Consider the following 20,996-nt stretch of genomic DNA (forward strand, 5'->3'; position numbering starts at 1 on the left):
GCTACAGTAGTTCTTTCCCAGGAGAAATCATGAGTGCAGTAGAAACCCAAGGTCTCGGCATGGTGCCGATGGTGGTCGAGCAGTCGGGCCGCGGCGAGCGGTCGTACGACATCTATTCGCGGCTGCTGAAGGAGCGCGTGATTTTCCTGGTGGGCGAGGTCAACGACCAGACCGCCAACCTGGTGGTGGCGCAGCTGCTGTTCCTCGAAAGTGAGAACCCCGACAAGGACATCTCGTTCTACATCAACTCGCCCGGCGGCAGCGTCAGCGCCGGCATGGCGATCTACGACACGATGCAGTTCATCAAGCCTGCTGTTTCGACGCTGTGCATCGGCTTCGCGGCCAGCATGGGCGCGTTCCTGCTGGCGGCCGGCGAGAAGGGCAAGCGTTTCTGCCTGCCCAACTCCAAGGTCATGATCCATCAGGTGCTCGGCGGCGCACGCGGTCAGGCCACGGACATCGAAATCCACGCCCGCGATATCCTGAAGACCCGCGAGCAGATGAACAAGATCCTGGCCGACCGTACCGGCCAGCCGCTCGAGAAGATCGCACGCGACACCGAACGCGACTACTTCCTTACCGCCGACGAATCCAAGGACTATGGAATCGTCGACCAGGTGATCTCCAAGCGCGGCTGAGACCCCGTCCGTCGCGGAAAAGGCGCTTTCACTTGCGAAAAGTGCCATTTGCTATTTCGTTATCATGCATTCATCCAGTCTCTAGGCATAGCGTTCAATGGCCGATAAAAAGGGCTCCTCCTCCAGCGAAAAGACGCTGTACTGCTCGTTCTGCGGCAAGAGTCAGCACGAGGTCAAGAAATTGATCGCCGGGCCGTCGGTCTTCATCTGCGACGAATGCATCGACTTGTGCAATGAGATCATCCGCGACGAGGTCCCGGACGGCGGCGACGCCAAGGACCCGCGCTCCGAGTTGCCCACGCCTGCCGAGATCAAGCAGAACCTCGACAGCTACGTGATCGGCCAGGAAGTCGCCAAGCGCACCCTGGCGGTGGCGGTCTACAACCACTACAAGCGGTTGCGGCACAAGGAAAAGGCCAGGAAGGACGATGTCGAACTGGCCAAGAGCAACATCCTGCTGATCGGACCGACCGGTTCCGGCAAGACGCTGCTGGCCCAGACGCTCGCCCGGATGCTAGATGTGCCGTTCGTCATGGCCGATGCGACCACGCTGACCGAAGCCGGCTATGTCGGCGAGGACGTCGAGAACATCGTCCAGAAGCTGTTGCAGAGCTGCAACTACGAAGTCGAGCGAGCCCAGCGCGGCATCGTCTACATCGATGAGATCGACAAAATCTCCCGCAAGTCGGACAACCCTTCGATCACCCGCGACGTGTCGGGCGAGGGCGTCCAGCAGGCACTGCTGAAGCTGATCGAAGGCACGATGGCCAGCATTCCGCCGCAGGGCGGTCGCAAGCACCCGAACCAGGATTTCCTGCAGATCGACACGACCAACATCCTGTTCATCTGCGGTGGTGCGTTTTCGGGCCTCGAAAAAGTCATCGACAACCGCACCGAGGCATCGGGCATCGGTTTCGGCGCATCGGTCAAGAGCAAGCAGCAGCGTACCCTGACCGAAGTTTTCAAGGAAATCGAGCCGGAAGACCTGATCAAGTTCGGTTTGATTCCGGAACTGGTCGGCCGGATGCCGGTCATCGCTACGCTTGCCGAACTGAGCGAGGACGCACTGGTGCAGATCCTGACCGAGCCGAAGAACGCGCTGGTCAAGCAGTACGGCAAGTTGCTGTCGATGGAAGGCGTCGACCTGGAGATCCGGCCGGCCGCGTTGAAGGCCATCGCCCGCAAGGCGCTGGCCCGCAAGACGGGTGCTCGCGGCCTGCGCTCGATCCTGGAACAGAGCCTGATCGACACGATGTACGAGTTGCCACATACGACGAACGTCGACAAGGTCGTGGTCGACGAGTCGACGATTGAAGAGAACAAGCCTCCGCTGCTGGTTTACCGCGAGGCGGCGAAGAAAGCCTAGGCCTCGTGCCGAGCCGCGCCCATCCGGGCGTGGCGACGGATTGATCATCCTGTTTCGGCCGGTCCCGGCGGATCGACGATGCTTGCAAAGCGCCGTTCGCATCCCATGTGGGCACGGCATCTACCTAAGGATTCTCATGTCCGGTCATACGCCCCTTCCTTCCGACTCGATCGAGTTGCCGCTTCTGCCGCTGCGCGATGTGGTCGTGTTCCCCCATATGGTCATTCCGCTGTTCGTCGGGCGGCCGAAGAGCATCAAGGCGCTGGAGCTGGCGATGGAGGCCGAGCGCCGCATCATGCTGGTGGCGCAGAAGACCGCGGCCAAAGACGAGCCTTCGGTCGACGACATGTTCTCGGTGGGCTGCGTTTCCACCATCCTCCAGATGCTCAAGCTGCCGGACGGCACGGTCAAGGTGCTGGTCGAGGGCCAGCAGCGCGCAGACGTCACGAATATCTCGGACGCGGAAACCCACTTCGTCGCGAAGGTGACTCCGCTGCAGGACGAGGTGCCCAAGGCCAGCAGCGAGATCGAGGCCTTGCGCCGGGCGGTGATGCAGCAGTTCGACCAGTACGTCAAACTGAACAAGAAGATCCCGCCGGAAATCCTGACCTCGATCTCGAGCATCGACGATCCCGGCCGCCTGGCCGACACCATCGCTGCGCACCTGCCGCTCAAGGTGGACAACAAGCAGACGGTGCTCGATATGGCCGACATCAAGCTGCGCCTGGAAAACCTCTTCGAGCAGCTGGAGCGCGAAGTCGACATTCTCAACGTCGACAAGAAAATCCGCGGCCGCGTGAAGCGCCAGATGGAGAAGAATCAGCGCGAATTCTACCTGAACGAGCAGGTCAAGGCGATCCAGAAGGAACTGGGCGAAGGCGAAGAGGGCGCGGACATCGAGGAGGTCGAGAAGAAGATCAAGCTCGCCAAGATGCCGAAGGAAGCCCTGAAGAAGGCCGAAGGCGAACTGAAAAAGCTCAAGCTGATGTCACCGATGTCGGCCGAGGCGACGGTGGTGCGCAACTATATCGACGTGCTGACCGGCCTGCCCTGGAGCAAGAAAACCAAGATCAAGCACGACCTGACGCTCGCAGACGTCGTGCTCAACGAAGACCACTACGGCCTCGACAAGGTCAAGGACCGCATCTTGGAATATCTCGCGGTCCAGCAGCGGGTGGACAAGGTCAAGGCGCCGATCCTGTGCTTGGTCGGCCCCCCGGGCGTCGGCAAGACCTCGCTGGGTCAGTCGATCGCGAAGGCGACCGGCCGCAAGTACGTTCGCATGGCGCTCGGCGGCATGCGGGACGAGGCGGAGATCCGCGGCCACCGTCGCACCTATATCGGCGCGCTGCCGGGCAAGGTGTTGCAGAGTCTGAACAAGGCCGGTACCCGTAATCCGCTGTTCCTGCTCGACGAGATCGACAAGCTGGGTACCGACTTCCGGGGCGACCCTTCCAGCGCGCTGCTGGAAGTGCTCGACCCGGAGCAGAACCATACTTTCGGCGACCACTATGTCGAAGTCGATTTCGACTTGTCGGACGTGATGTTCGTGGCGACGTCGAACTCGATGAACATCCCGCCTGCCCTGCTGGACCGGATGGAGGTCATCCGCCTCTCGGGCTACACCGAGGACGAGAAGACCAGCATCGCCATCAAGTACCTGCTGCCGAAGCAACTGAAGAACAACGGTGTCAAGGAGTCCGAGCTGCAGATCGAAGAAGATGCGGTGCGCGACATTGTCCGCTACTACACCCGCGAAGCCGGCGTGCGGTCGCTGGAGCGTGAACTCTCCAAGATCTGCCGCAAGGTGGTCAAGGCCCTGCTGCTCAAGAAAATGGAGGCGCAGGTGTTTGTGAATGCGGCCAACCTCGACCAGTTCCTGGGTGTGCGAAAGTACAGCTACGGTCGTGCCGAGCAAGAAGCCCAGGTGGGCCAGGTGGTGGGCTTGGCTTGGACCGAGGTGGGCGGCGATCTGCTGACGATCGAAGCGGCCATCACGCCGGGCAAGGGCGTGATCACCCGGACCGGCTCGCTCGGCGACGTGATGAAGGAATCGGTCGAGGCCGCCCGCACCGTGGTCCGCAGCCGTTCGCGGATGCTGGGCATTAAGGACGAGGTGTTCGAGAAGAAGGACATCCATATCCACGTGCCCGACGGTGCGACGCCGAAGGACGGCCCGAGCGCGGGCGCCGCGATGACGACGGCCCTGGTGTCCGCATTGACCGGCATCCCGGTACGCGCGGATGTGGCCATGACCGGTGAGATCACCCTGCGCGGTGAAGTCACCGCCATCGGCGGCCTGAAGGAGAAGCTGCTGGCGGCGCTGCGCGGCGGCATCAAGACGGTGCTCATCCCGGAGGAGAACGCCAAGGATCTGCAGGAAATTCCGGCGAACGTTCGCGACGGCTTGGAGATCGTGCCGGTGAAGTGGATCGACAAAGTGCTGGAGCTGGCCCTGGTACGCGCTCCCGAATCGCTGCCGGACGAGGAGCCGGTGGTGGCCGCACCGACCGCCACGACCGCCGATGCGCCTGCCCCGCGCTCGGTGAAACACTGACGACAGTTTTTTCAGATTTTTTGAGGCTGTCGTCAAAAGCGCCTAAAAGTGCGCTAGAATTTTGTTCATACCAGCAAACGACGCAAATGAGTCTGTTGCAAACGCGGGAATAGCTCAGTTGGTAGAGCGCAACCTTGCCAAGGTTGAGGTCGAGAGTTCGAGACTCTTTTCCCGCTCCACATTCCAAAAGGGAAGCTTAGGCTTCCCTTTTTTGTCGGTGATCTAGGGCGCGATAGCAAAGCGGTTATGCAACGGATTGCAAATCCGTGTAGCCCGGTTCGACTCCGGGTCGCGCCTCCAAGACTGTGCGGATATTGGTGCATACCTGGACGGACCGCGAGGTCCGTTTTTTGTGGGTCGGCCGCTCAACGCACTTCGGTGCTGCAGGCCCCCGCTCGATGCCCGAGTGGTGAAATCGGTAGACACAAGGGACTTGAAGCAATTTGAGCCCTCCCGGGGAAACTCGGGAGGTGACGCCCGTCAAATTCGGTGAACGCCCTGGATGCGCATGCACTGCGCACCCGAGCCAACGCCGAGCCAAGCCGCAGGCCTCCGGGGCTGCGGAAGGTGTAGAGAGCAGACGGCGGGCACCTAAGGCCGCGAGGCTAGGGTGAAGGCGTGCTCCAGACCACGAACCGCAGCAATGCGGGCGGCGAAAGCCGAAGTGGTACGAAAATCCCTCGACTTCGCGGTCGTGCCGGTTCGATTCCGGCCTCGGGCACCATGGATTCGGTCGACATGCACTGCCGGCGCGGCACCCGCCTTCGGCGGGTGGACGGCGTCGCAGCGTGTTGCACGCTGGATGCGGAACGGCGCGGTTTCTGCGGCACTGGCTTCCTCTCGCGGCGAGATGCGCCATCGATCCCTACCGCTCGCCCACCGTTGCGGCGGCTCGGTCTCGCGGTCGAGTGCAGCATTTCCCCCCGGGGACAGACCGGTCCCGCAACGTGAGAAAATGCTGTGCGGGCCGTGGGTTATAACGTCCATTTCGTTCGCCTTCTTTCTATCTACTCCTTGCTGTGAAGGCTCTTGTCGCCCGGCCCCGATCGGCCCCGTTGCCCAAGAGATGTATGAATGTCCAACTACAACAACACCCCGTTTGAAATCCACGTCCATGGCGACGTGGTGCTGCGTGCCGACGTGACGTTCGAGCAACTTCAGGAGGCGCTCCGGCCGCTGTGGAAATACGCCGGCGCCAAGTCGCTGGCCGATGGCGCGGCCAGCTCCTACGAGGACGAGCCGGGCATCGAGTTCAAGCCGAAAGAGCACCTGCTGCAGATCTGCTGGACGGTCAACGGCGACGAGGACTTTCGTCACAACCTCGACGAGATGTGCATGAGCATCAACGAGTTGGCGGAGCAGGGCGCCTCGATCGAGGTCACCTTCTACGACACCGATTTCGACGAGGAAGAAGAATCCGCCGATGCCGAGGCGCGCGACGATTTCGTGATGCTTTTCGTCGGCCCGACGCCCGCGGCCATCATGCAGGTGCAGCGCGATCTGCTGGTGCAGGACGTGATCAACATGATGGAGCGGCATTTCGACGGTGCCGAGTTGGGCGGCGTGGTGGCCGAGATCGACAAGCTTTTCGGCGAGCGCTTCGACGCGCTGGTCAATTCGCTCGAACTGGGCAAGCCGCCGCGCGGCACCGGCGGTTCAGGCGGATCAAGTGGGCCTGGCGGCCACGGCGGCGGTCGCCGGCCGCGCCACCTGCACTGAGTCATAAGCCCGCCATGCGCTACCTGACCGGCTATTCGGAAGCGGTGCAGGCCCAGGTGCAGGCGATCCATGCGCGGCAGGGCCTGGGGCGCCTGCTGCTCTCGCGCTACCCGGCGCCGCACGGCATGCGCACCGACCGTGCGCTGCACGCCTTCGTCTACGACCTGAAGGCAGAGCACCTGCGCCGGGCGCCGCCGATCGACAAGGTGCTCTACGACAGCAAGCTGCAGGTGGTGCAGCATGCCCTGGGCCTGCACACCGCCATCTCGCGCAAGCAGGGCGCAAAGCTCAAGGCCAGCCGCGAGATCCGCATCGCGTCGGTGTTCAAGGATGTGCCGCTCGATTTCTTGAAGATGATCGTGGTGCACGAGCTGGCCCATCTGAAGGAGCGCGACCACGACTGCGCCTTCTACCAGCTGTGCGAGAGCATGGAGCCGCGTTACCACCAGCTAGAGCTGGATCTGCGCCTCTACCTGACGCATCTGGAGGCCACCGGCGAACGCCTGTGGTCAGGGAGCGGTGGCGTCGGCGCCCTGGCTGGCACCGACGCCCAGCCAACGGCCCGCGGCAGCCTGTAGCAGTCCGAGATCGCCGGTACTGACCAGTTCCAGGCGGCCGGGTCCGCCCGACTCGGCCCTCAGCAACCCGTGCCGTGCCAGCAAGCGCTGCGTCTGGCGGGCGACCGGCTCGCCGGTGTCGATCAATCGGATCTGCGGCCCGACCAGCTCGCGCAGCGCAGGCGCTGCGAAGACGTAGTGGGTGCAGCCCAGCACCAGCGTGTCGATATCGCTCATTCGTAAGCCGAAAGTGCCGGCAGCCGACGTGTAAAGCCGGCATAGTGCTATCGTATTGATAGCGTTCGAATCGGCGCTGCCCGGTTGCAGCAGTTCGTCCTCGATAGCGGTGGCCAGCCCGTCGCAGGGCTGCACGCTGAAATGGGCCTGATGTTGCAGCGGCGCCATTAGCGCCTTGAATTTCGCGCTGGTGACCGTGCCGCGGGTGCCCAGCACCGCGATGCGGCCAGTGCGGGTGACGGCCAGGGCGGGCTTCACGGCCGGCTCGACCCCGACCAGATGCAGGTCGGAGTGGGTAGCCCGCAGCAGGTGGATCGCCGCAGCGGTGGCGGTGTTGCAGGCGACCACCAGCGCCTTGATGCGGTGCCGGTTTCGCAGCGTCTCGGCGACGTGGACGGTACGGGCCACCACATGGTCGTCGCCGCGCTCGCCGTACGGTGCGAAGCCGCTGTCGGCCAGGTAGACGAAGTCTTCCACCGGCAGAAGGCGCTGCAGCGCCCGCAGCACGCTCAGGCCGCCGATGCCGCTGTCGAAGACGCCGATCGGCGCGTCGGGAGTAAGAAGAGACATCGTGGACGGTGGAGCAACCGGCAGGGTGCGATGGTCGGCCGGAGGGCGTGCCCTGCTGCGGCCAAAGCCGTTCGGACCGCCCCTCGGCGCCTCAGGCAGGGGCCAGTTCGATACCCTTGAATTCGCCGGTCGCGATCCGTGCCTGCCATTCGGCCGGGCCGGTGACGTGCACGCTGGTGCCGCCGGCGTCCACCGCCACGGTGACCGGCATGTCGACCACGTCGAATTCGTAGATCGCCTCCATGCCCAGGTCGGCGAAGCCGACCACCTTCGCGTCCTTGATCGCCTTGCTGACCAGGTAGGCGGCGCCGCCGACTGCCATCAGGTAGGCACTCTTGTGCTTCTGGATCGAGACTACGGTGGCCGGGCCGCGCTCGGCCTTGCCGATCATCGCGATCAGGCCGGTCTTCTCCAGCATCATGTCGGTGAACTTGTCCATCCGCGTCGCGGTGGTGGGGCCTGCCGGGCCGACCGCCTCGCCCTTGACCGGGTCGACCGGACCGACGTAGTAGATGACCCGGTTGGTGAAATCGACCGGTAGTGGCTCTCCCTTGGCCAGCATGGTCTGAATGCGCGCATGCGCCGCGTCGCGGCCGGTGAGCATCTTGCCGTTGAGCAACAGGGTGTCTCCCGGCTTCCAGCTGGCGACTTCTTCCCTAGTGAGCGTGTTCAGGTCGACGCGGCGGCTCTTGTTGTAGTCGGGCGCCCAGTCGATCTTGGGCCACAGGTCGAGCGACGGGGCTTCCAGGTAGACCGGGCCGGCGCCGTTCATCACGAAGTGCGCATGGCGGGTGGCGGCGCAGTTGGGGATCATCGCGACCGGCTTGCTGGCGGCATGCGTCGGGTACGTCTTGATCTTCACGTCGAGCACGGTGGTCAGGCCGCCCAGGCCCTGGGCGCCGATGCCGAGGGCGTTGACCTTCTCGAACAGCTCCAGGCGCATCTCTTCGAGCTTGTCGAGCGGCTCGCCGCGGGAGGACTTGGCCTGCAGCTCGTACATGTCCAGGTCGTCCATCAGGCTTTCCTTGGCCAGCAGGACCGCCTTCTCGGCGGTGCCGCCGATGCCGATGCCCAGCATGCCGGGCGGGCACCAGCCGGCGCCCATGGAGGGCACGGTCTTGAGCACCCAGTCGACCACGCTGTCGCTCGGGTTGAGCATGATCATCTTGCTCTTGTTCTCGCTGCCGCCGCCCTTGGCCGCGACGGTGATGTCGAGGCTGCCGCCGGGCACGATCCGGGTGAAGATCACCGCCGGCGTGTTGTCCTTGGTGTTGCGCCGGTCGAACTGCGGGTCGGCGACCACCGAGGCGCGCAGCGTGTTGTCTGGATGGTTGTAGCCGCGGCGCACGCCTTCGTTAATCGCGTCCTCCAGGCCGCCGGGGAAGCCTTCGAAACGCACGTCCATGCCCACCTTGAGGAACACGTTGACGATGCCGGTGTCCTGGCAGATGGGGCGCTGGCCGGTTGCGCTCATCTTGCTGTTGGTGAGGATCTGCGCGATCGCGTCCTTGGCCGCCGGACTCTGTTCGCGGGCATAGGCGCGGACCAGGTGGGCGATGTAGTCGGTCGGATGGTAGTAGGAGATGTACTGCAGCGCCGCAGCGACGGATTCCACGAGGTCGTGGTACTGGATACGGGTCGTCATGGTGGGGATCGTGTTGTTGTGGGACACCAGCCCGCAATTATCCCCATTGTGCGGCGCGGTCGCCCGCACCGGTCCCGGCGTTCAGCCCCCGATGGTGGAGGGCGCGAAGTCGACCGCGTGTTCGGGCTTGACGCCCCGCGACCATTCCAGCAGCACGTGCGCCTGCATCGGCCGCGCATAGAAGTAGCCCTGCAGCTCGTCGCAATCGAGTTCCAGCAGGATGTCGCGCTGGCCGGCCGTCTCGACGCCCTCGGCCACCACCCGCAGGCCCAGCGCGTGTGCCAGCCGGATCACCGCCTCGACCACCGCCCGGGCATCGACCTTCACCTCCAGGTCGTTGACGAAGCTGCGGTCGATCTTGAGCTGCTGGGCCGGCAGCTGGCGCAGGTAGCTCAGGCTGGAATAGCCGGTGCCGAAGTCGTCGATCGCCAGGTACACGCCGATCCGGGCCAGTCCCGAGAACGCGACCTGCGTCGCCTTCAGATCTTCCATCGCGACCGATTCGGTGATCTCGCAGAGCAGCTGCGACGCGTCGACCTTGTGCCGGCGCAGCGCCGCCTCGACCCGCTCGGCCAGGCCGTTTTCGCGCAGCTGGTGGACCGACAGATTGACGGCCACCCGCATCCGCAAGCCCTCGCGGCTCCACGCGGCGATCTGGCGGCAGGCCTCGTCGATCACCCAGCTGCCCAGCCGGCCGATCAGGCCGAAGCGCTCTGCCAGCCCGATGAAGAGCGCCGGGCTCAACACCCCGCGCTCGGGGTGGTTCCAGCGGATGAGCGCCTCGACGCCGCTGATCTGGTCGCGGCGGCCGTCGATCTTCGGCTGGTAGTACAGCTCGAACTGGCCGGCGTCGATCGCCTGGCGCAGGTCGCTTTGCAGCGCCAACTGGTTCGATACGTCGGCGCCCATGTGCGATTCGAAGAGTGCGTAGCCGCCGCCGCCGGCACGCTTGGCGACGTACATCGCGGCGTCGGCATGGGCGACCAGCTTGTCGCGCTCGCCCTGGTCGGGATAGAGCACGATGCCGATCGAGCAGGCGATCTGCAGCTGCTTGTCGAACACCACGAAGGGCCGGGTCAGCGCCTTCAGGATGCGGTCGGCCACCAGGATGCAATCGGCGACGTCGAGCATATGCTCCAGCAGCACCAGGAACTCGTCGCCGCCGACGCGGGCGACGGTGTCGCTGGGCCGTGCCGCGCGCTCCAGCCGGCGGGCGGCCTTTCGAAGGATGAAGTCGCCGGCGGCGTGGCCGAAGGAGTCGTTGATCGGCTTGAAGCCGTCCAGGTCGACGAAGAAGACAGCCAGCCGCTCGTTCGTCTGGCCGTGGTTGGCACGGTCCAGCCGCGTCAGCGCCTGGTCGAGCCGGTCTTCGAAGAGCAGCCGGTTGGGCAGGCCGGTGAGGGCGTCGGCGAAGGCCTGCTTCTGCAGCTCCGCATTGGCCGTCTCCAGCCGGGTGTTGGCCTGCTGCAGCGAATGGGCGAGACGCCGCGCGGTGCTCTGCAGCCGTGCGTCGAGGATCGAGGCGAACAGGGTGCCCAGCAGCATGATGCCGGTCGTCACCAACACGATCGCCAGCATGTTGGGGCCCGACAGCTGGTCGGCGCTGAGGCACACGGTGCCGGTCGGGAACTGCGCGGCGGCCATGCCGGTGTAGTGCATGCCGCAGATCGCGGCGCCCAGCAACAGCGAGGCGAGCAGTTGCGCGCGCGCGCGGCGGCGCGATTCGCGGTGGGCCAGCAGTATGAACATCAGCAGCGCGACCGCCGAGGCCACGACCGCAATCAGGGCCGACAGCACCACCTTCACCGGGTCCCAGACGATGCCCGGCACCATGTCGAGCGCGGCCATGCCGAGGTAGTGCATGCCGCAGATACCGAGCCCCATCGCCAGCGCGCCCGCCAGCAGCAGCCGCGGCCCCACCGCCAGCCGGCTCGCGATGCCAAGCGCAACGCCCGAAGCCGCCACCGCCGCGGCCCACGAGAGCAGGGTGAGCCCACCGGTGAAGCCCAGCGCGATCGGCAACTGGAACGCCAGCATGCCGATGAAATGCATCGCCCAGATGCCGGTGCCCATCACCACCGAGCCGGCGGCCCACCACGCCATGCGCAGCCGGCCGTAGGTGCCCCGCACCCGCAGCGCCAGATCCAGCGCCACATAGGATGCCAGTACCGCTATCCCGATCGACGCCGCGACACCCCACAGGTTGTGCTGGGACGGCAGGAACGCGGAGCTGGCAATCACGGGGTGGGTACGAACATTCTGACCGGGTAGATTCACGTCCGGTTACAAGCCCGAAGCAAGGTATCGATATATACCCGAAGACGTGCAGCAGGCGGCGAATGGAATGTAAACGCGGGGACATACCCTGACCCTGCGGTACCCCTGGATGAGAATGGTTTTTGTTGCGGCTATGCTGGCGTTCGATTCCTGCCGCCGGTGGGCCGCCGCGACTGCGGACGGACGCTGTCGCACGCCTTCCTCCGCCCCAACCCGCTCGATCTTCGACACCATGACCACACGCACAGAACGCGACACTTTCGGCCCGATCGAGGTCCCTTCCGCCCAGCTGTGGGGCGCGCAGACCCAGCGCTCGCTGCAAAACTTCGACATCTCCGGCGAGCGCCAGCCGCGCGAGATGATCACCGCGCTGGCCCAGGTCAAGCGGGCGTCTGCAGTGGTCAATCATGCGCTGGGCCTGCAGGACGAGAAAAAGACCCAGGCGATCGTCGCCGCCGCGCAGGAGGTGATCGACGGCCGGCACCCCGACGAATTCCCGCTGGTGGTCTGGCAGACCGGCTCGGGCACCCAGACCAACATGAACGTCAACGAGGTGCTGGCCAACCGCGCCAGCGAACTGCTGGGCGGCGAGCGCGGAGAGGGCCGGCTGGTCCACCCGAACGACGACGTGAACCGCAGCCAGTCGAGCAACGACGTGTTCCCCACCGCGATGCACGTCGCTGCGGTCGCCGCGTTGACGCACCGCCTGCTGCCCGCCATCGCCAAGTTGCGCGGCACGCTGGAGCAGAAGGCGCGCGACTTCGACGGCATCGTGAAGATCGGCCGCACCCACCTGCAGGACGCCACCCCGCTGACGCTCGGCCAGGAGTTCTCCGGCTGGGTGGCGCAGCTGGCGCATGGCGAGAAGCATGTGCGCGACGCGCTGCCCCATCTGTACGAACTGGCGCTGGGCGGCACCGCCGTCGGCACCGGCCTCAACGCGCCCGAGGGCTACGCCGAGCAGGTGGCCGCCGAGATCGCCGAGATCACCGGGCTGCCCTTCGTCACCGCGCCCAGCAAGTTCGAGGCGCTGGCCTCGGTCGACGGCCTGGTGCATGCCCACGGCGCGCTCAAAACGCTGGCCGCCAGCATGATGAAGATCGCCAACGACGTGCGCTGGCTGGCCAGCGGCCCGCGCAGCGGCATCGGCGAGCTGAGCATTCCCGAAAACGAGCCCGGCTCGTCGATCATGCCCGGCAAGGTCAACCCGACGCAGAGCGAGGCGGTGACGATGCTCGCCGCCCAGGTCTTCGGCAACGACGTGGCGATCAACTTCGGCGGCGCCTCGGGCAACTTCGAGTTGAACGTGTTCCGCCCGATGGTGGCCCACAACTTCCTGCAGAGCGTGCGGTTGCTGGCCGACGGCATGGTGAGCTTCGACGACCACTGCGCGGTGGGCATCGAACCCAACCGCGAGCGCATCGCCGAGCTGGTCGACCGCTCGCTGATGCTGGTGACGGCGCTCAATACCCACATCGGCTACGACAAGGCCGCCTACATCGCCAAGAAGGCGCACAGGGAAGGCAGCAGCCTGCGCGATGCGGCGGTCGCCTCGGGCCACGTCACCGGCGAGCAGTTCGACCGGTGGGTGGTCCCCGGCGCCATGGTCGGCCGCTGACCGGTTGGCGGCCGAAAGGGCGAGGGCGCCTGGGCGCCTGCCGGCTTGGGACGTGGGACGTGGGACGTGGGACGTGTTCGTGCGTCCTGGCGGCTGAAAAGGTCGACTGATCACCCGGCGTGCAGGCAACGCTTCGGCCCCGCGCCCACGGCTTCGTTTTCATGCACAGGCCGGGCTGGCCGGTGCGATAAGGTCAGGTCCGGTAAGACCATCGACTTGGCTGGGCTTGCATGGCCTCCTTTCGATCGTTCATCGGTCACGTGACTGCGCTGACTTCCCATGAAATTGTCAAGCCTTCGCTCGCTGTTCACCGGATACGGCCGTCCGCCCGCCGACCCTGCGGCTGCCGCGGATCCCGCGAGGTCGGCGTCAGCCGCCGCCCGGTCCCGACCGGCAGGTGCCCTTCCTCCCGAATGGGCCGCGCGCCGGGGCGAACCCCCCGCCCCATCCGGGGAACGTCCATCCCCGCAGCCGTCGCTGCGGCGCCAGAACGCGGTACTTCCCGAGCGCGGCTCGGCCGCCACGCGGTCTGCCTGGATCGACTTGCCGACGGGCACGCAGGGGCCGCTCGCGCAGTTGATGTCGCCGCCAGCGGGTCAGGAACTCCCCAGGGGCAGCCGTGGCACGTTGGCGGCGCTGATGCACCACGACGCCAGAAGCGAAGCGATCCAGGCGGCACAGTCGCTTCCGGCGCGCGGTGCCGGCGATGGCGGGCATGCCGCACCGGCCGGAGGCACGGACGAGATCGAATGCTTGCCCGCGGACGGAGAGGTGCCTGCGCCGAGTGCCGTTACCGTAACCACCGATTGTCCGCCGGTCCCGGATGCCCAGGCGAAAAAGCCGCCATCTTCGCGCCGACGCAAAGACACGATCGCGAAGAAAATCGACCTGGTCCGGCAACCGGATGCCGATGTGTCCACCCTGCCTCCGGCCCAGATATCGTCGCTGGCCCAGGCACTGGGATTGCCCAGCCCGCCCGCCGATGCGCTGTCCGATGCGCAAGCCGCGGCATCGACCGCCCGGGCGGTGGCCCACCGACTGCAAGGTCTGAGGTTCGACGACGTCTTCACGAAATACGAAAGAATTCGGGAAATGCAGCGCATCAAGGACTCCGCGCTGGTGAAGGGGGCCTCCAGTGAGCAACGCCGCTTGCTCCAAGACCTGGCGGTGAAAACGCACCTTTGGTTGCGCGAGCATGAAGCCGTCGATCCGGTCACGCAGCGAAAGAAAGTCGAGGTGAGCGTCTATTTCGACGGTATTCCCGACCGGGCCGACAACCAGGTCAAGCGGATCTTTCAGGGTGGAATCGGAGATGTCTACCGGAACGCCTGCAAGGCCGGGCAAGTGGTGGCGGATATCCTGCGAACCAGGGCCGCGTCGGCCTCCGCGCCGGACGTGGAGATCGTCCGCGTGTGCGGCCTGTCCCTAGGGGGCGGTTCCGCGCAGATGTTCAGCAAGGCCCTGCAGGGGCACATCGCGCTGGACAAGCCCCCCTCGCTCATCCTTCTGGACCCCACGCTGCTCAGCAGGGCGCAGGCTCGGCATGCGGCCAAGGAGGCCGTGCTGGTTGCGCCCGAGCGAGAGGCCCAAGGCCTGATCATCACCCTGGATTACGATAAAAAGCCTCGCCGGAACTTGGTGGACAGCCTACGCTATCTCGGCTATCAATCCGAGGGCCTGGTTCGCCTCGCGCTGGGACTCAAGAGCGATGACGGGTTCGAATCCCAGCCGCCGAAGCCTTCGGAGTCGAAGACGTTCGGCCGTTTCCTGGGCTACCACTCCAATCGCCACCAGTACGAAAATGCGCTGCTCCGCTTCGCCGGTAGCGCGCGGCCACCCGACGGCGCGCCCTCGCCCTCTTTTTCCTAGGGCATGGCATGCGCGATACGGAGTCGCGGTGATGCGATACGCCGCGCGCGCAGAGCGCCGGCCTGGTTACGCAGCGGCCGCATCCCGAAACGGCACCATGCCGGTGTTCCTGCCGCCGTTCCGGATCGACGGCGAGCGCATGCCGAATCGCGACGCGCCGCCGCCGCTGTCGTACGACACCCGCGTGATGCTGCAGGGCGTGCTGGGCCTGTCGGAAGAGCGTCTGGCGGGTCTGAAATGCAGCGGCGTGACCCGATGCCGACACCGGGACGCCATCGCCGACAGCAGGAACGCGATGTGGATCACCTCTGCGCGATCAGCACCCGGTAGGTGTAGTTGTCGGCGTTGACGAAGGTCTTCAGCTGGTGGAGCGAGCTGATGCCGATGATCGACGTCGTCAGCTCGACCTTCAGCAACGACGCGTTCACATGGCCCGGCCATTAGGGCTGGTCGCGGTGGCGCTGCAGGTGCGGCCGGCTCGCGAAGATCAGCTTCGCCAACGCCGTCATCGGGGCGCGTTTCGGCGGGGTCGGGTCGGACATGGGGGCTTGGCAGGTGCGTGAGGGGCGGGCATTGTAGAGTTGCGTCTTGCACTGCGCGGCCGCTCCGGCGCCCGCGCGCGGTCCGGTCAGGGGCCCGTGAGGGCCCGGTTCCACAGCCGCGCGGAACCTTTTCCGCGTCATACCAGGAGACACAATATGAGCGCAGCAGCGTCGCCGTCGTCGATCGAATCCGTGCTGGTCGAGAACCGGGTCTTCCCGCCCTCGGAAGCGATGTCCCGAGCCTCCAACGTCGCCGGCCGCGCCGCCTACGACACGCTCTGCCAGGAGGCGGCGGACGATTTCGAGGGCTTCTGGGCCCGGCGTGCCCGGTCCCAGTTGAACTGGACCAGGCCCTTCACCCGCACCCTCGACGAGAGCGACGCGCCGTTCTACCGCTGGTTCGACGACGGCGAGCTGAACGCCTCGGCCAACTGCCTCGACCGCCACATCGGCACGCCGGTGGAGCAGAAGACCGCGATCATTTTCGAGGCCGACGACGGCGCGGTCACCACCGTCACCTACAAGGAACTGCTGGAGCGCGTCTGCCGCTTCGCGAACGCGCTCAAGGCGCAGGGCATCAAGAAGGGCGACCGCGTCGTCATCTACATGCCGATGACCATCGAGGGCGTGGTCGCGATGCAGGCCTGCGCCCGGCTGGGCGCCACGCACAGCGTCGTCTTCGGCGGCTTCTCGGCCAAGGCGCTGCAGGAGCGGATCATCGACGTCGGCGCGGTGGCGGTCGTCACCGCCAACTACCAGATGCGCGGCGGCAAGGAGCTGCCGCTGAAAGCCATCGTCGACGACGGCCTTGCGATCGGCGGCTGCGAGGCGGTGAAGACGGTGCTGGTCTTCGAGCGCACCGCCACCGCCTGGCCGCGCACCGCGGGCCGCGACAAGACCTTCGCCGAAGCGCTGGAAGGCCAGTCGGCCGACTGCCCGCCGGTGCCGGTGGGCGCCGAGCATCCGCTCTTCATCCTCTACACCTCCGGCTCCACCGGCAAGCCCAAGGGCGTGCAGCACGCCACCGGCGGGTACCTGCTGTGGGCCAGGATGACGATGGACTGGACCTTCGACCTGCAGCCGTCGGACGTCTTCTGGTGCACCGCCGACATCGGCTGGATCACCGGCCACACCTACGTCGCCTACGGGCCGCTCGCCGCCGGCGCCACCCAGGTGGTGTTCGAGGGCGTGCCCACCTTCCCGGACGCGGGCCGCTTCTGGCAGATGATCGAGCGCCACAAGATCACCATCTTCTACACCGCGCCCACCGCGATCCGCTCGCTGATCAAGGCGGCCGAGGCCGACGAGAAGGTGCATCCCGAGCGCTCCGATCTCTCCTCGCTGCGCATCCTGGGCTCGGTCGGCGAGCCGATCAACCCCGAAGCCTGGATGTGGTACCACCGCAACGTCGGCGGCGCGCGCTGCCCTATCGTCGACACCTTCTGGCAGACCGAGACCGGCGGCCACGTGATCACGCCGCTGCCGGGCGCCACCACCCTGGTGCCGGGCTCCTGCACCCTGCCGCTGCCGGGCATCACCGCCGAGATCGTCGACGAGACCGGCAAGCCGCTGCCCGACGGCGTCGGCGGCATCCTGGTGATCCGCCGGCCCTGGCCGTCGATGATCCGCACTATCTGGAACGACCCGGAACGCTTCAAGAAATCGTATTTTCCCGAAGAGATGGGCGGCACCGTGTACCTGGCCGGCGACGGCGCGGTGCGCAGCGACGGCAGCGGCACCGGCACCGGCACCGGCGGGGCCGACAAGGGCTACTTCCGCATCACCGGGCGGATCGACGACGTGCTCAACATTTCGGGCCACCGGATGGGCACGATGGAGATCGAATCGGCGCTGGTTTCCAAATCCGACCTGGTGGCCGAAGCGGCGGTGGTCGGCCGGCCCGACGACATGACCGGCGAGGCGATCTGCGCCTTCGTGGTGCTCAAGCGCGCCCGTCCCTCCGGTGAGGAAGCCAGGGCGATCGCCAAGGAGCTGCGCGACTGGGTGGCCAAGGAGATCGGGCCGATCGCCAAGCCCAAAGACATCCGCTTCGGCGACAACCTGCCGAAGACCCGCAGCGGAAAGATCATGCGCCGCCTGCTGCGCAGCATCGCCAAGGGCGAGGCGATCACCCAGGACACCTCGACGCTGGAGAACCCGGCGATCCTGGACCAGCTCTCCGAAGTCAACTGATCTTCGGGTTTGCTATTAAAGAAGTAGCATGAAGTCGGCTCCAGAAGCCGGCTGCAGCATCGTTGTGTGCTCGAAACCGGAATCCGGCGGGCTGGGCGGACCGCAGGACGTAACCGGGACTTGCGAGCGGTAACGCATGGCGTCGGAGCCCTGCGGTACAACCTCGCAACTCCCCCGACTCCAGGCCCCGCCATGATCCGTACCGTCCTGCTCCTTGTCATCGCCCTCGTCATCGCCCTGCTGGCGATGCTCAACTGGACCACGCTGGCGGCACCCACCGCGGTGTCGTTCGGCGTTACCGTCATCCAGGCGCCGCTCGGATTGATCATGCTGGGTCTGACGGTGCTGCTGGCGATCCTCTTCGTCGCGTACGTCGTCTACCTGCAGGGCTCGGTGCTGGTCGAGACCCGCCGGCATAGCAAGGAAATGCAGACCCAGCGCGACCTGGCCGACAAGGCAGAAGCCTCGCGCTTCACCGAACTGCGCCAGTACCTGGAAGTGAAGCTGCAGCAGACCGAACTTGACGGCCGCAACGACCGCGACGCGCTGCTCGCCCGGATCGCGGCACTGGAAGCGTCGCTGGTCGCCCGTGCCGAGCAGTCGGACAACAGCAATGCCGCGTATCTCGGCCAGCTGCAGGACCGGCTCGACCGCGGCGAACGCTTCCCGGGCGGCCAGAGCCTGCGCGGCCCGAACGATCCGCTGGTGATCTGATCGCGCAACGTCAGACGCTCCACGAGCGCCGGGCTATTTCAGCTCGGTGATCCAGGCGGCGAGGGCTTTCGCATCGGCATCGCTGACCTGCGAATTGGCCGGCATCGGCACCGGCCCCCAGACACCGGAGCCGCCCTTCACGATCTTCTGCGCCAGCCGGTCGTCGACGTTCTGGCCGGCGTATTTCTGCGCGATGGCCTTGAACGAAGGTCCGACGATCTTGCGCTCGACGTTGTGGCAGGCCATGCAGTTGCGCGCCTTGGCCAGCGCCAAGTCGGCCCGCGCAGGCAGGCACGCCAGCCCCAGGAGCAGGACGGCGGCAGGAGGCAGGAGGCGGTGCATGGTCGGGCGGCTTTCGGCTGGGGTACAGTCTGGCCGGATTGTAGTGAGGCCCCTATGTACTTCCTCGGACTCGGACTGGTGCTGCTGGCGATGAAATGGCTCGAACTGGGCCCGGTCGTCGGCTGGAGCTGGTGGATCGTGCTGGCGCCGTTCGCCCTGGCGGTGGCCTGGTGGGCCTGGGCCGACAGCAGCGGCCTGACAAAGCGCCGCGAGATGGACAAGATGGACAAGCGCAAGACCGACCGCATCAATAAGCAGTGCGATGCTTTGGGCCTGGACACCAAAAAACGGCGCTGAGGTGCCGTCCGGTGCCGGCTGCCACCCCACCGGCACCGACGCTTCGATGCAAAACGCCCGCCGGCGTGCGCCGCGGGTGTTTCGATATCGGAGCGATGGCCGCGGCTTGCATGCTGCCCCGCCTACAGCGCGGCTCAGTAGTCGTCGAGCACCGCGCCCTTGCTGGCGCTGGCCGCGTTGAACGCGAACTTGGCCTGCACGCCGCGGGTATAGCGCGGAGCGGGCGGGGTCCAGCCTTCGCGGCGGCGGGCCAGTTCGGCCTCCGGCACGTTCAACTCCAGCACCAGCTGCAGCGCGTCGATGGTGATCGAGTCGCCTTCCTGCACGAAGGCGATGGTGCCGCCGGCCGCCGCCTCGGGCGCCACGTGGCCGACCACCATGCCCCAGGTGCCGCCGGAGAAGCGCCCGTCGGTGATCAGGCCGACGCTCTCGCCCAGGCCGGCGCCGATCAGCGCGCCGGTAGGGGCGAGCATCTCGGGCATCCCCGGGCCGCCCTTGGGGCCCAGGTAACGCAGCACCATCACGTCGCCGGCGACGATCCTGCCGTCGAGGATGGCGGCCAAGGCCGACTGCTCGTCGTCGAACACCCGGGCCGGGCCGGTGATGACCGGGTTCTTCAGGCCGGTGATCTTGGCGACCGCGCCCTCGGGGCTCAGGTTGCCCTTCAGGATCGCCAGGTGGCCCTGCGCGTACATCGGGTTGTCGATGGGGCGGATGACGTCCTGGTCGGCGCGCGGCACGTCGGGCACGTCCTTCAGCACCTCGGCGATCGTCTCGCCGGTGATGGTGATGCAGTCGCCGTGCAGCAGGCCGGCCTTCAGCAGGACCTTCATCACCTGCGGGATGCCGCCGGCCTTGTGCAGGTCGACCGCCAGGTGCTGGCCGCTGGGCTTCAGGTCGCAGAGCACCGGCGTGCGCTTGCGGATGCGCTCGAAGTCGTCGATGGACCATTCGACGCCGGCCGCATGCGCGATCGCCAGGAAGTGCAGCACCGCGTTGGTCGATCCGCCGGTGGCCATGATCACCGCCACCGCGTTCTCCAGCGCCTTCTTGGTGACGATGTCGCGCGGCTTGATGTCCTTTTTGATCGCCTCGATCAGCACCCGCGCCGATTCCTTGGCCGAGTTGGCCTTCTCGTCGTGCGGATTGGCCATGGTCGAGGAGTAGGGCAAGCTGATCCCGAGCGCCTCGAAAGACGAGCTCATCGTGTTTGCGGTATACATGCCGCCGCAGGAGCCGGTGCCGGGGATCGCGCGTTTCTCGATCTCGTGCAGGTCGTGGTCGCTCAGCTTGCCGGCGGCGTTCTCGCCCACCGCCTCGAAGACGCTCACGATGTTCAGGTCCTTGCCCTGGTAGCGGCCCGGCAGGATGGTGCCGCCGTACACGTAGATGGCCGGCACGTTGGCGCGCAGCATGCCCATCAGGCCGCCGGGCATGTTCTTGTCGCAGCCCCCGACCACCAACACGCCGTCCATCCACTGGCCCTGCACGCTGGTCTCGACGCAGTCGCTGATCACCTCGCGGCTCACCAGGCTGTACTTCATGCCCTCGGTGCCCATCGCCATGCCGTCGGAGACGGTGGGCGTGCCGAAGACCTGCGCATTGCCACCGGCTTCTTCGATGCCTTCGATGGCCGCATCGGCCAGCTTCTGCAGGCCCGAGTTGCAGGGGGTGATGGTGCTGTGGCCGTTGGCGACACCCACCATCGGCTTCTTGAAATCGCTTTCCTGGTAGCCCATGGCGTAGTACATGGAGCGGTTCGGGGCGCGCGACTTGCCTTCGGTGATGTTGGCGCTGCGGCGGTTGATCTGGATGACTTTGGTGTCCATCGGGTCTCTCTGGTGGGGTGGTTCTG

The 20,996-nt window shown here is 66.1% G+C and carries 15 protein-coding genes, 2 tRNA genes and 1 pseudogene; 12 read left to right on the forward strand and 6 right to left on the reverse strand.

The genetic code is table 11. The features are described from left to right. Window positions 1-29: 29 nt before the first annotated feature. The 7 genes from clpP to DFQ15_RS05780 all read left to right on the forward strand — a co-directional run bounded on the left by clpP (window position 30) and on the right by DFQ15_RS05780 (window position 6,858). Entirely contained in the window at window positions 30-638 is a 609-nt protein-coding gene (clpP, locus tag DFQ15_RS05750; RefSeq protein ID WP_110465061.1) for an ATP-dependent Clp endopeptidase proteolytic subunit ClpP, read from the forward strand. A 97-nt stretch (window positions 639-735) separates the two neighbouring features. Next, window positions 736-2,004: an ATP-dependent Clp protease ATP-binding subunit ClpX gene (gene clpX / locus DFQ15_RS05755; protein WP_110465062.1), complete on the forward strand. Its 1,269-nt coding sequence runs from the start codon at window positions 736-738 to the stop codon at window positions 2,002-2,004. Between the two features lie 136 nt (window positions 2,005-2,140). Next, window positions 2,141-4,561: an endopeptidase La gene (lon, locus tag DFQ15_RS05760; protein WP_110465063.1), complete on the forward strand. Its 2,421-nt coding sequence runs from the start codon at window positions 2,141-2,143 to the stop codon at window positions 4,559-4,561. Window positions 4,562-4,664: 103 nt separating this feature from the next. Beyond that, window positions 4,665-4,740, forward strand: a tRNA-Gly gene (locus DFQ15_RS05765). A gap of 47 nt (window positions 4,741-4,787) precedes the next feature. After that, window positions 4,788-4,861, forward strand: a tRNA-Cys gene (locus tag DFQ15_RS05770). A gap of 774 nt (window positions 4,862-5,635) precedes the next feature. Then, window positions 5,636-6,280, forward strand: a complete 645-nt coding sequence (locus DFQ15_RS05775) for a DUF6806 family protein (RefSeq protein ID WP_110465064.1) — start codon at window positions 5,636-5,638, stop codon at window positions 6,278-6,280. A 14-nt stretch (window positions 6,281-6,294) separates the two neighbouring features. After that, window positions 6,295-6,858: a M48 family metallopeptidase gene (locus DFQ15_RS05780; protein ID WP_110465065.1), complete on the forward strand. Its 564-nt coding sequence runs from the start codon at window positions 6,295-6,297 to the stop codon at window positions 6,856-6,858. On the opposite strand, the gene murI is transcribed toward DFQ15_RS05780, so the two are convergent. The 3 genes from murI to DFQ15_RS05795 all read right to left on the reverse strand — a co-directional run bounded on the left by murI (window position 6,790) and on the right by DFQ15_RS05795 (window position 11,530). Next, the gene (gene murI / locus DFQ15_RS05785; protein ID WP_110465066.1) at window positions 6,790-7,644 is read right to left on the reverse strand and encodes a glutamate racemase; all 855 of its coding nucleotides are present in this window, start codon (window positions 7,642-7,644) and stop codon (window positions 6,790-6,792) included. The two genes, DFQ15_RS05780 and murI, sit on opposite strands and share 69 nt — an antisense overlap. Window positions 7,645-7,735: 91 nt before the next feature. Further along, the gene (locus tag DFQ15_RS05790) at window positions 7,736-9,289 is read right to left on the reverse strand and encodes a fumarate hydratase (RefSeq protein ID WP_110465067.1); all 1,554 of its coding nucleotides are present in this window, start codon (window positions 9,287-9,289) and stop codon (window positions 7,736-7,738) included. Window positions 9,290-9,370: 81 nt separating this feature from the next. After that, window positions 9,371-11,530: a bifunctional diguanylate cyclase/phosphodiesterase gene (locus tag DFQ15_RS05795; protein WP_233504301.1), complete on the reverse strand. Its 2,160-nt coding sequence runs from the start codon at window positions 11,528-11,530 to the stop codon at window positions 9,371-9,373. Between the two features lie 268 nt (window positions 11,531-11,798). On the opposite strand from DFQ15_RS05795, the gene fumC reads away from it, so the two are divergent. Further along, window positions 11,799-13,184 carry a class II fumarate hydratase gene (gene fumC, locus DFQ15_RS05800; protein ID WP_110465068.1) on the forward strand — a complete coding sequence of 462 codons (1,386 nt, stop codon included), beginning with the start codon at window positions 11,799-11,801 and terminating at the stop codon, window positions 13,182-13,184. 543 nt (window positions 13,185-13,727) lie between these two features. Then, complete coding sequence (locus DFQ15_RS05805; RefSeq protein WP_110465069.1) at window positions 13,728-15,053, forward strand: polycystic kidney disease 1-like 3; 1,326 nt, start codon at window positions 13,728-13,730, stop codon at window positions 15,051-15,053. Between the two features lie 270 nt (window positions 15,054-15,323). Here the strand turns inward: DFQ15_RS05805 and DFQ15_RS05810 are convergent. Beyond that, window positions 15,324-15,538, reverse strand: a pseudogene (locus DFQ15_RS05810) (YqhA family protein); the annotation flags it as partial. Between the two features lie 213 nt (window positions 15,539-15,751). On the opposite strand from DFQ15_RS05810, the gene acs reads away from it, so the two are divergent. Further along, complete coding sequence (gene acs / locus DFQ15_RS05815; RefSeq protein WP_110465070.1) at window positions 15,752-17,788, forward strand: acetate--CoA ligase; 2,037 nt, start codon at window positions 15,752-15,754, stop codon at window positions 17,786-17,788. A gap of 192 nt (window positions 17,789-17,980) precedes the next feature. Continuing rightward, entirely contained in the window at window positions 17,981-18,502 is a 522-nt protein-coding gene (locus DFQ15_RS05820) for a LapA family protein (protein ID WP_110465071.1), read from the forward strand. A 33-nt stretch (window positions 18,503-18,535) separates the two neighbouring features. Here DFQ15_RS05820 and DFQ15_RS05825 read toward each other — a convergent pair whose 3' ends face one another. Continuing rightward, window positions 18,536-18,844 (reverse strand): c-type cytochrome, encoded by a 309-nt coding sequence (locus DFQ15_RS05825; RefSeq protein ID WP_110465072.1) that lies wholly within the window; start codon window positions 18,842-18,844, stop codon window positions 18,536-18,538. A gap of 54 nt (window positions 18,845-18,898) precedes the next feature. On the opposite strand from DFQ15_RS05825, the gene DFQ15_RS05830 reads away from it, so the two are divergent. After that, window positions 18,899-19,141: a TIGR04438 family Trp-rich protein gene (locus DFQ15_RS05830; protein ID WP_110465073.1), complete on the forward strand. Its 243-nt coding sequence runs from the start codon at window positions 18,899-18,901 to the stop codon at window positions 19,139-19,141. 134 nt (window positions 19,142-19,275) lie between these two features. On the opposite strand, the gene ilvD is transcribed toward DFQ15_RS05830, so the two are convergent. After that, on the reverse strand, window positions 19,276-20,970 hold the full coding sequence (gene ilvD / locus DFQ15_RS05835; protein WP_110465074.1) for a dihydroxy-acid dehydratase: 1,695 nt from the start codon (window positions 20,968-20,970) through the stop codon (window positions 19,276-19,278). Window positions 20,971-20,996: the final 26 nt, after the last annotated feature.

The organism is Xylophilus ampelinus, assembly GCF_003217575.1.
GTDB classification, from domain to species: domain Bacteria; phylum Pseudomonadota; class Gammaproteobacteria; order Burkholderiales; family Burkholderiaceae_C; genus Xylophilus; species Xylophilus ampelinus.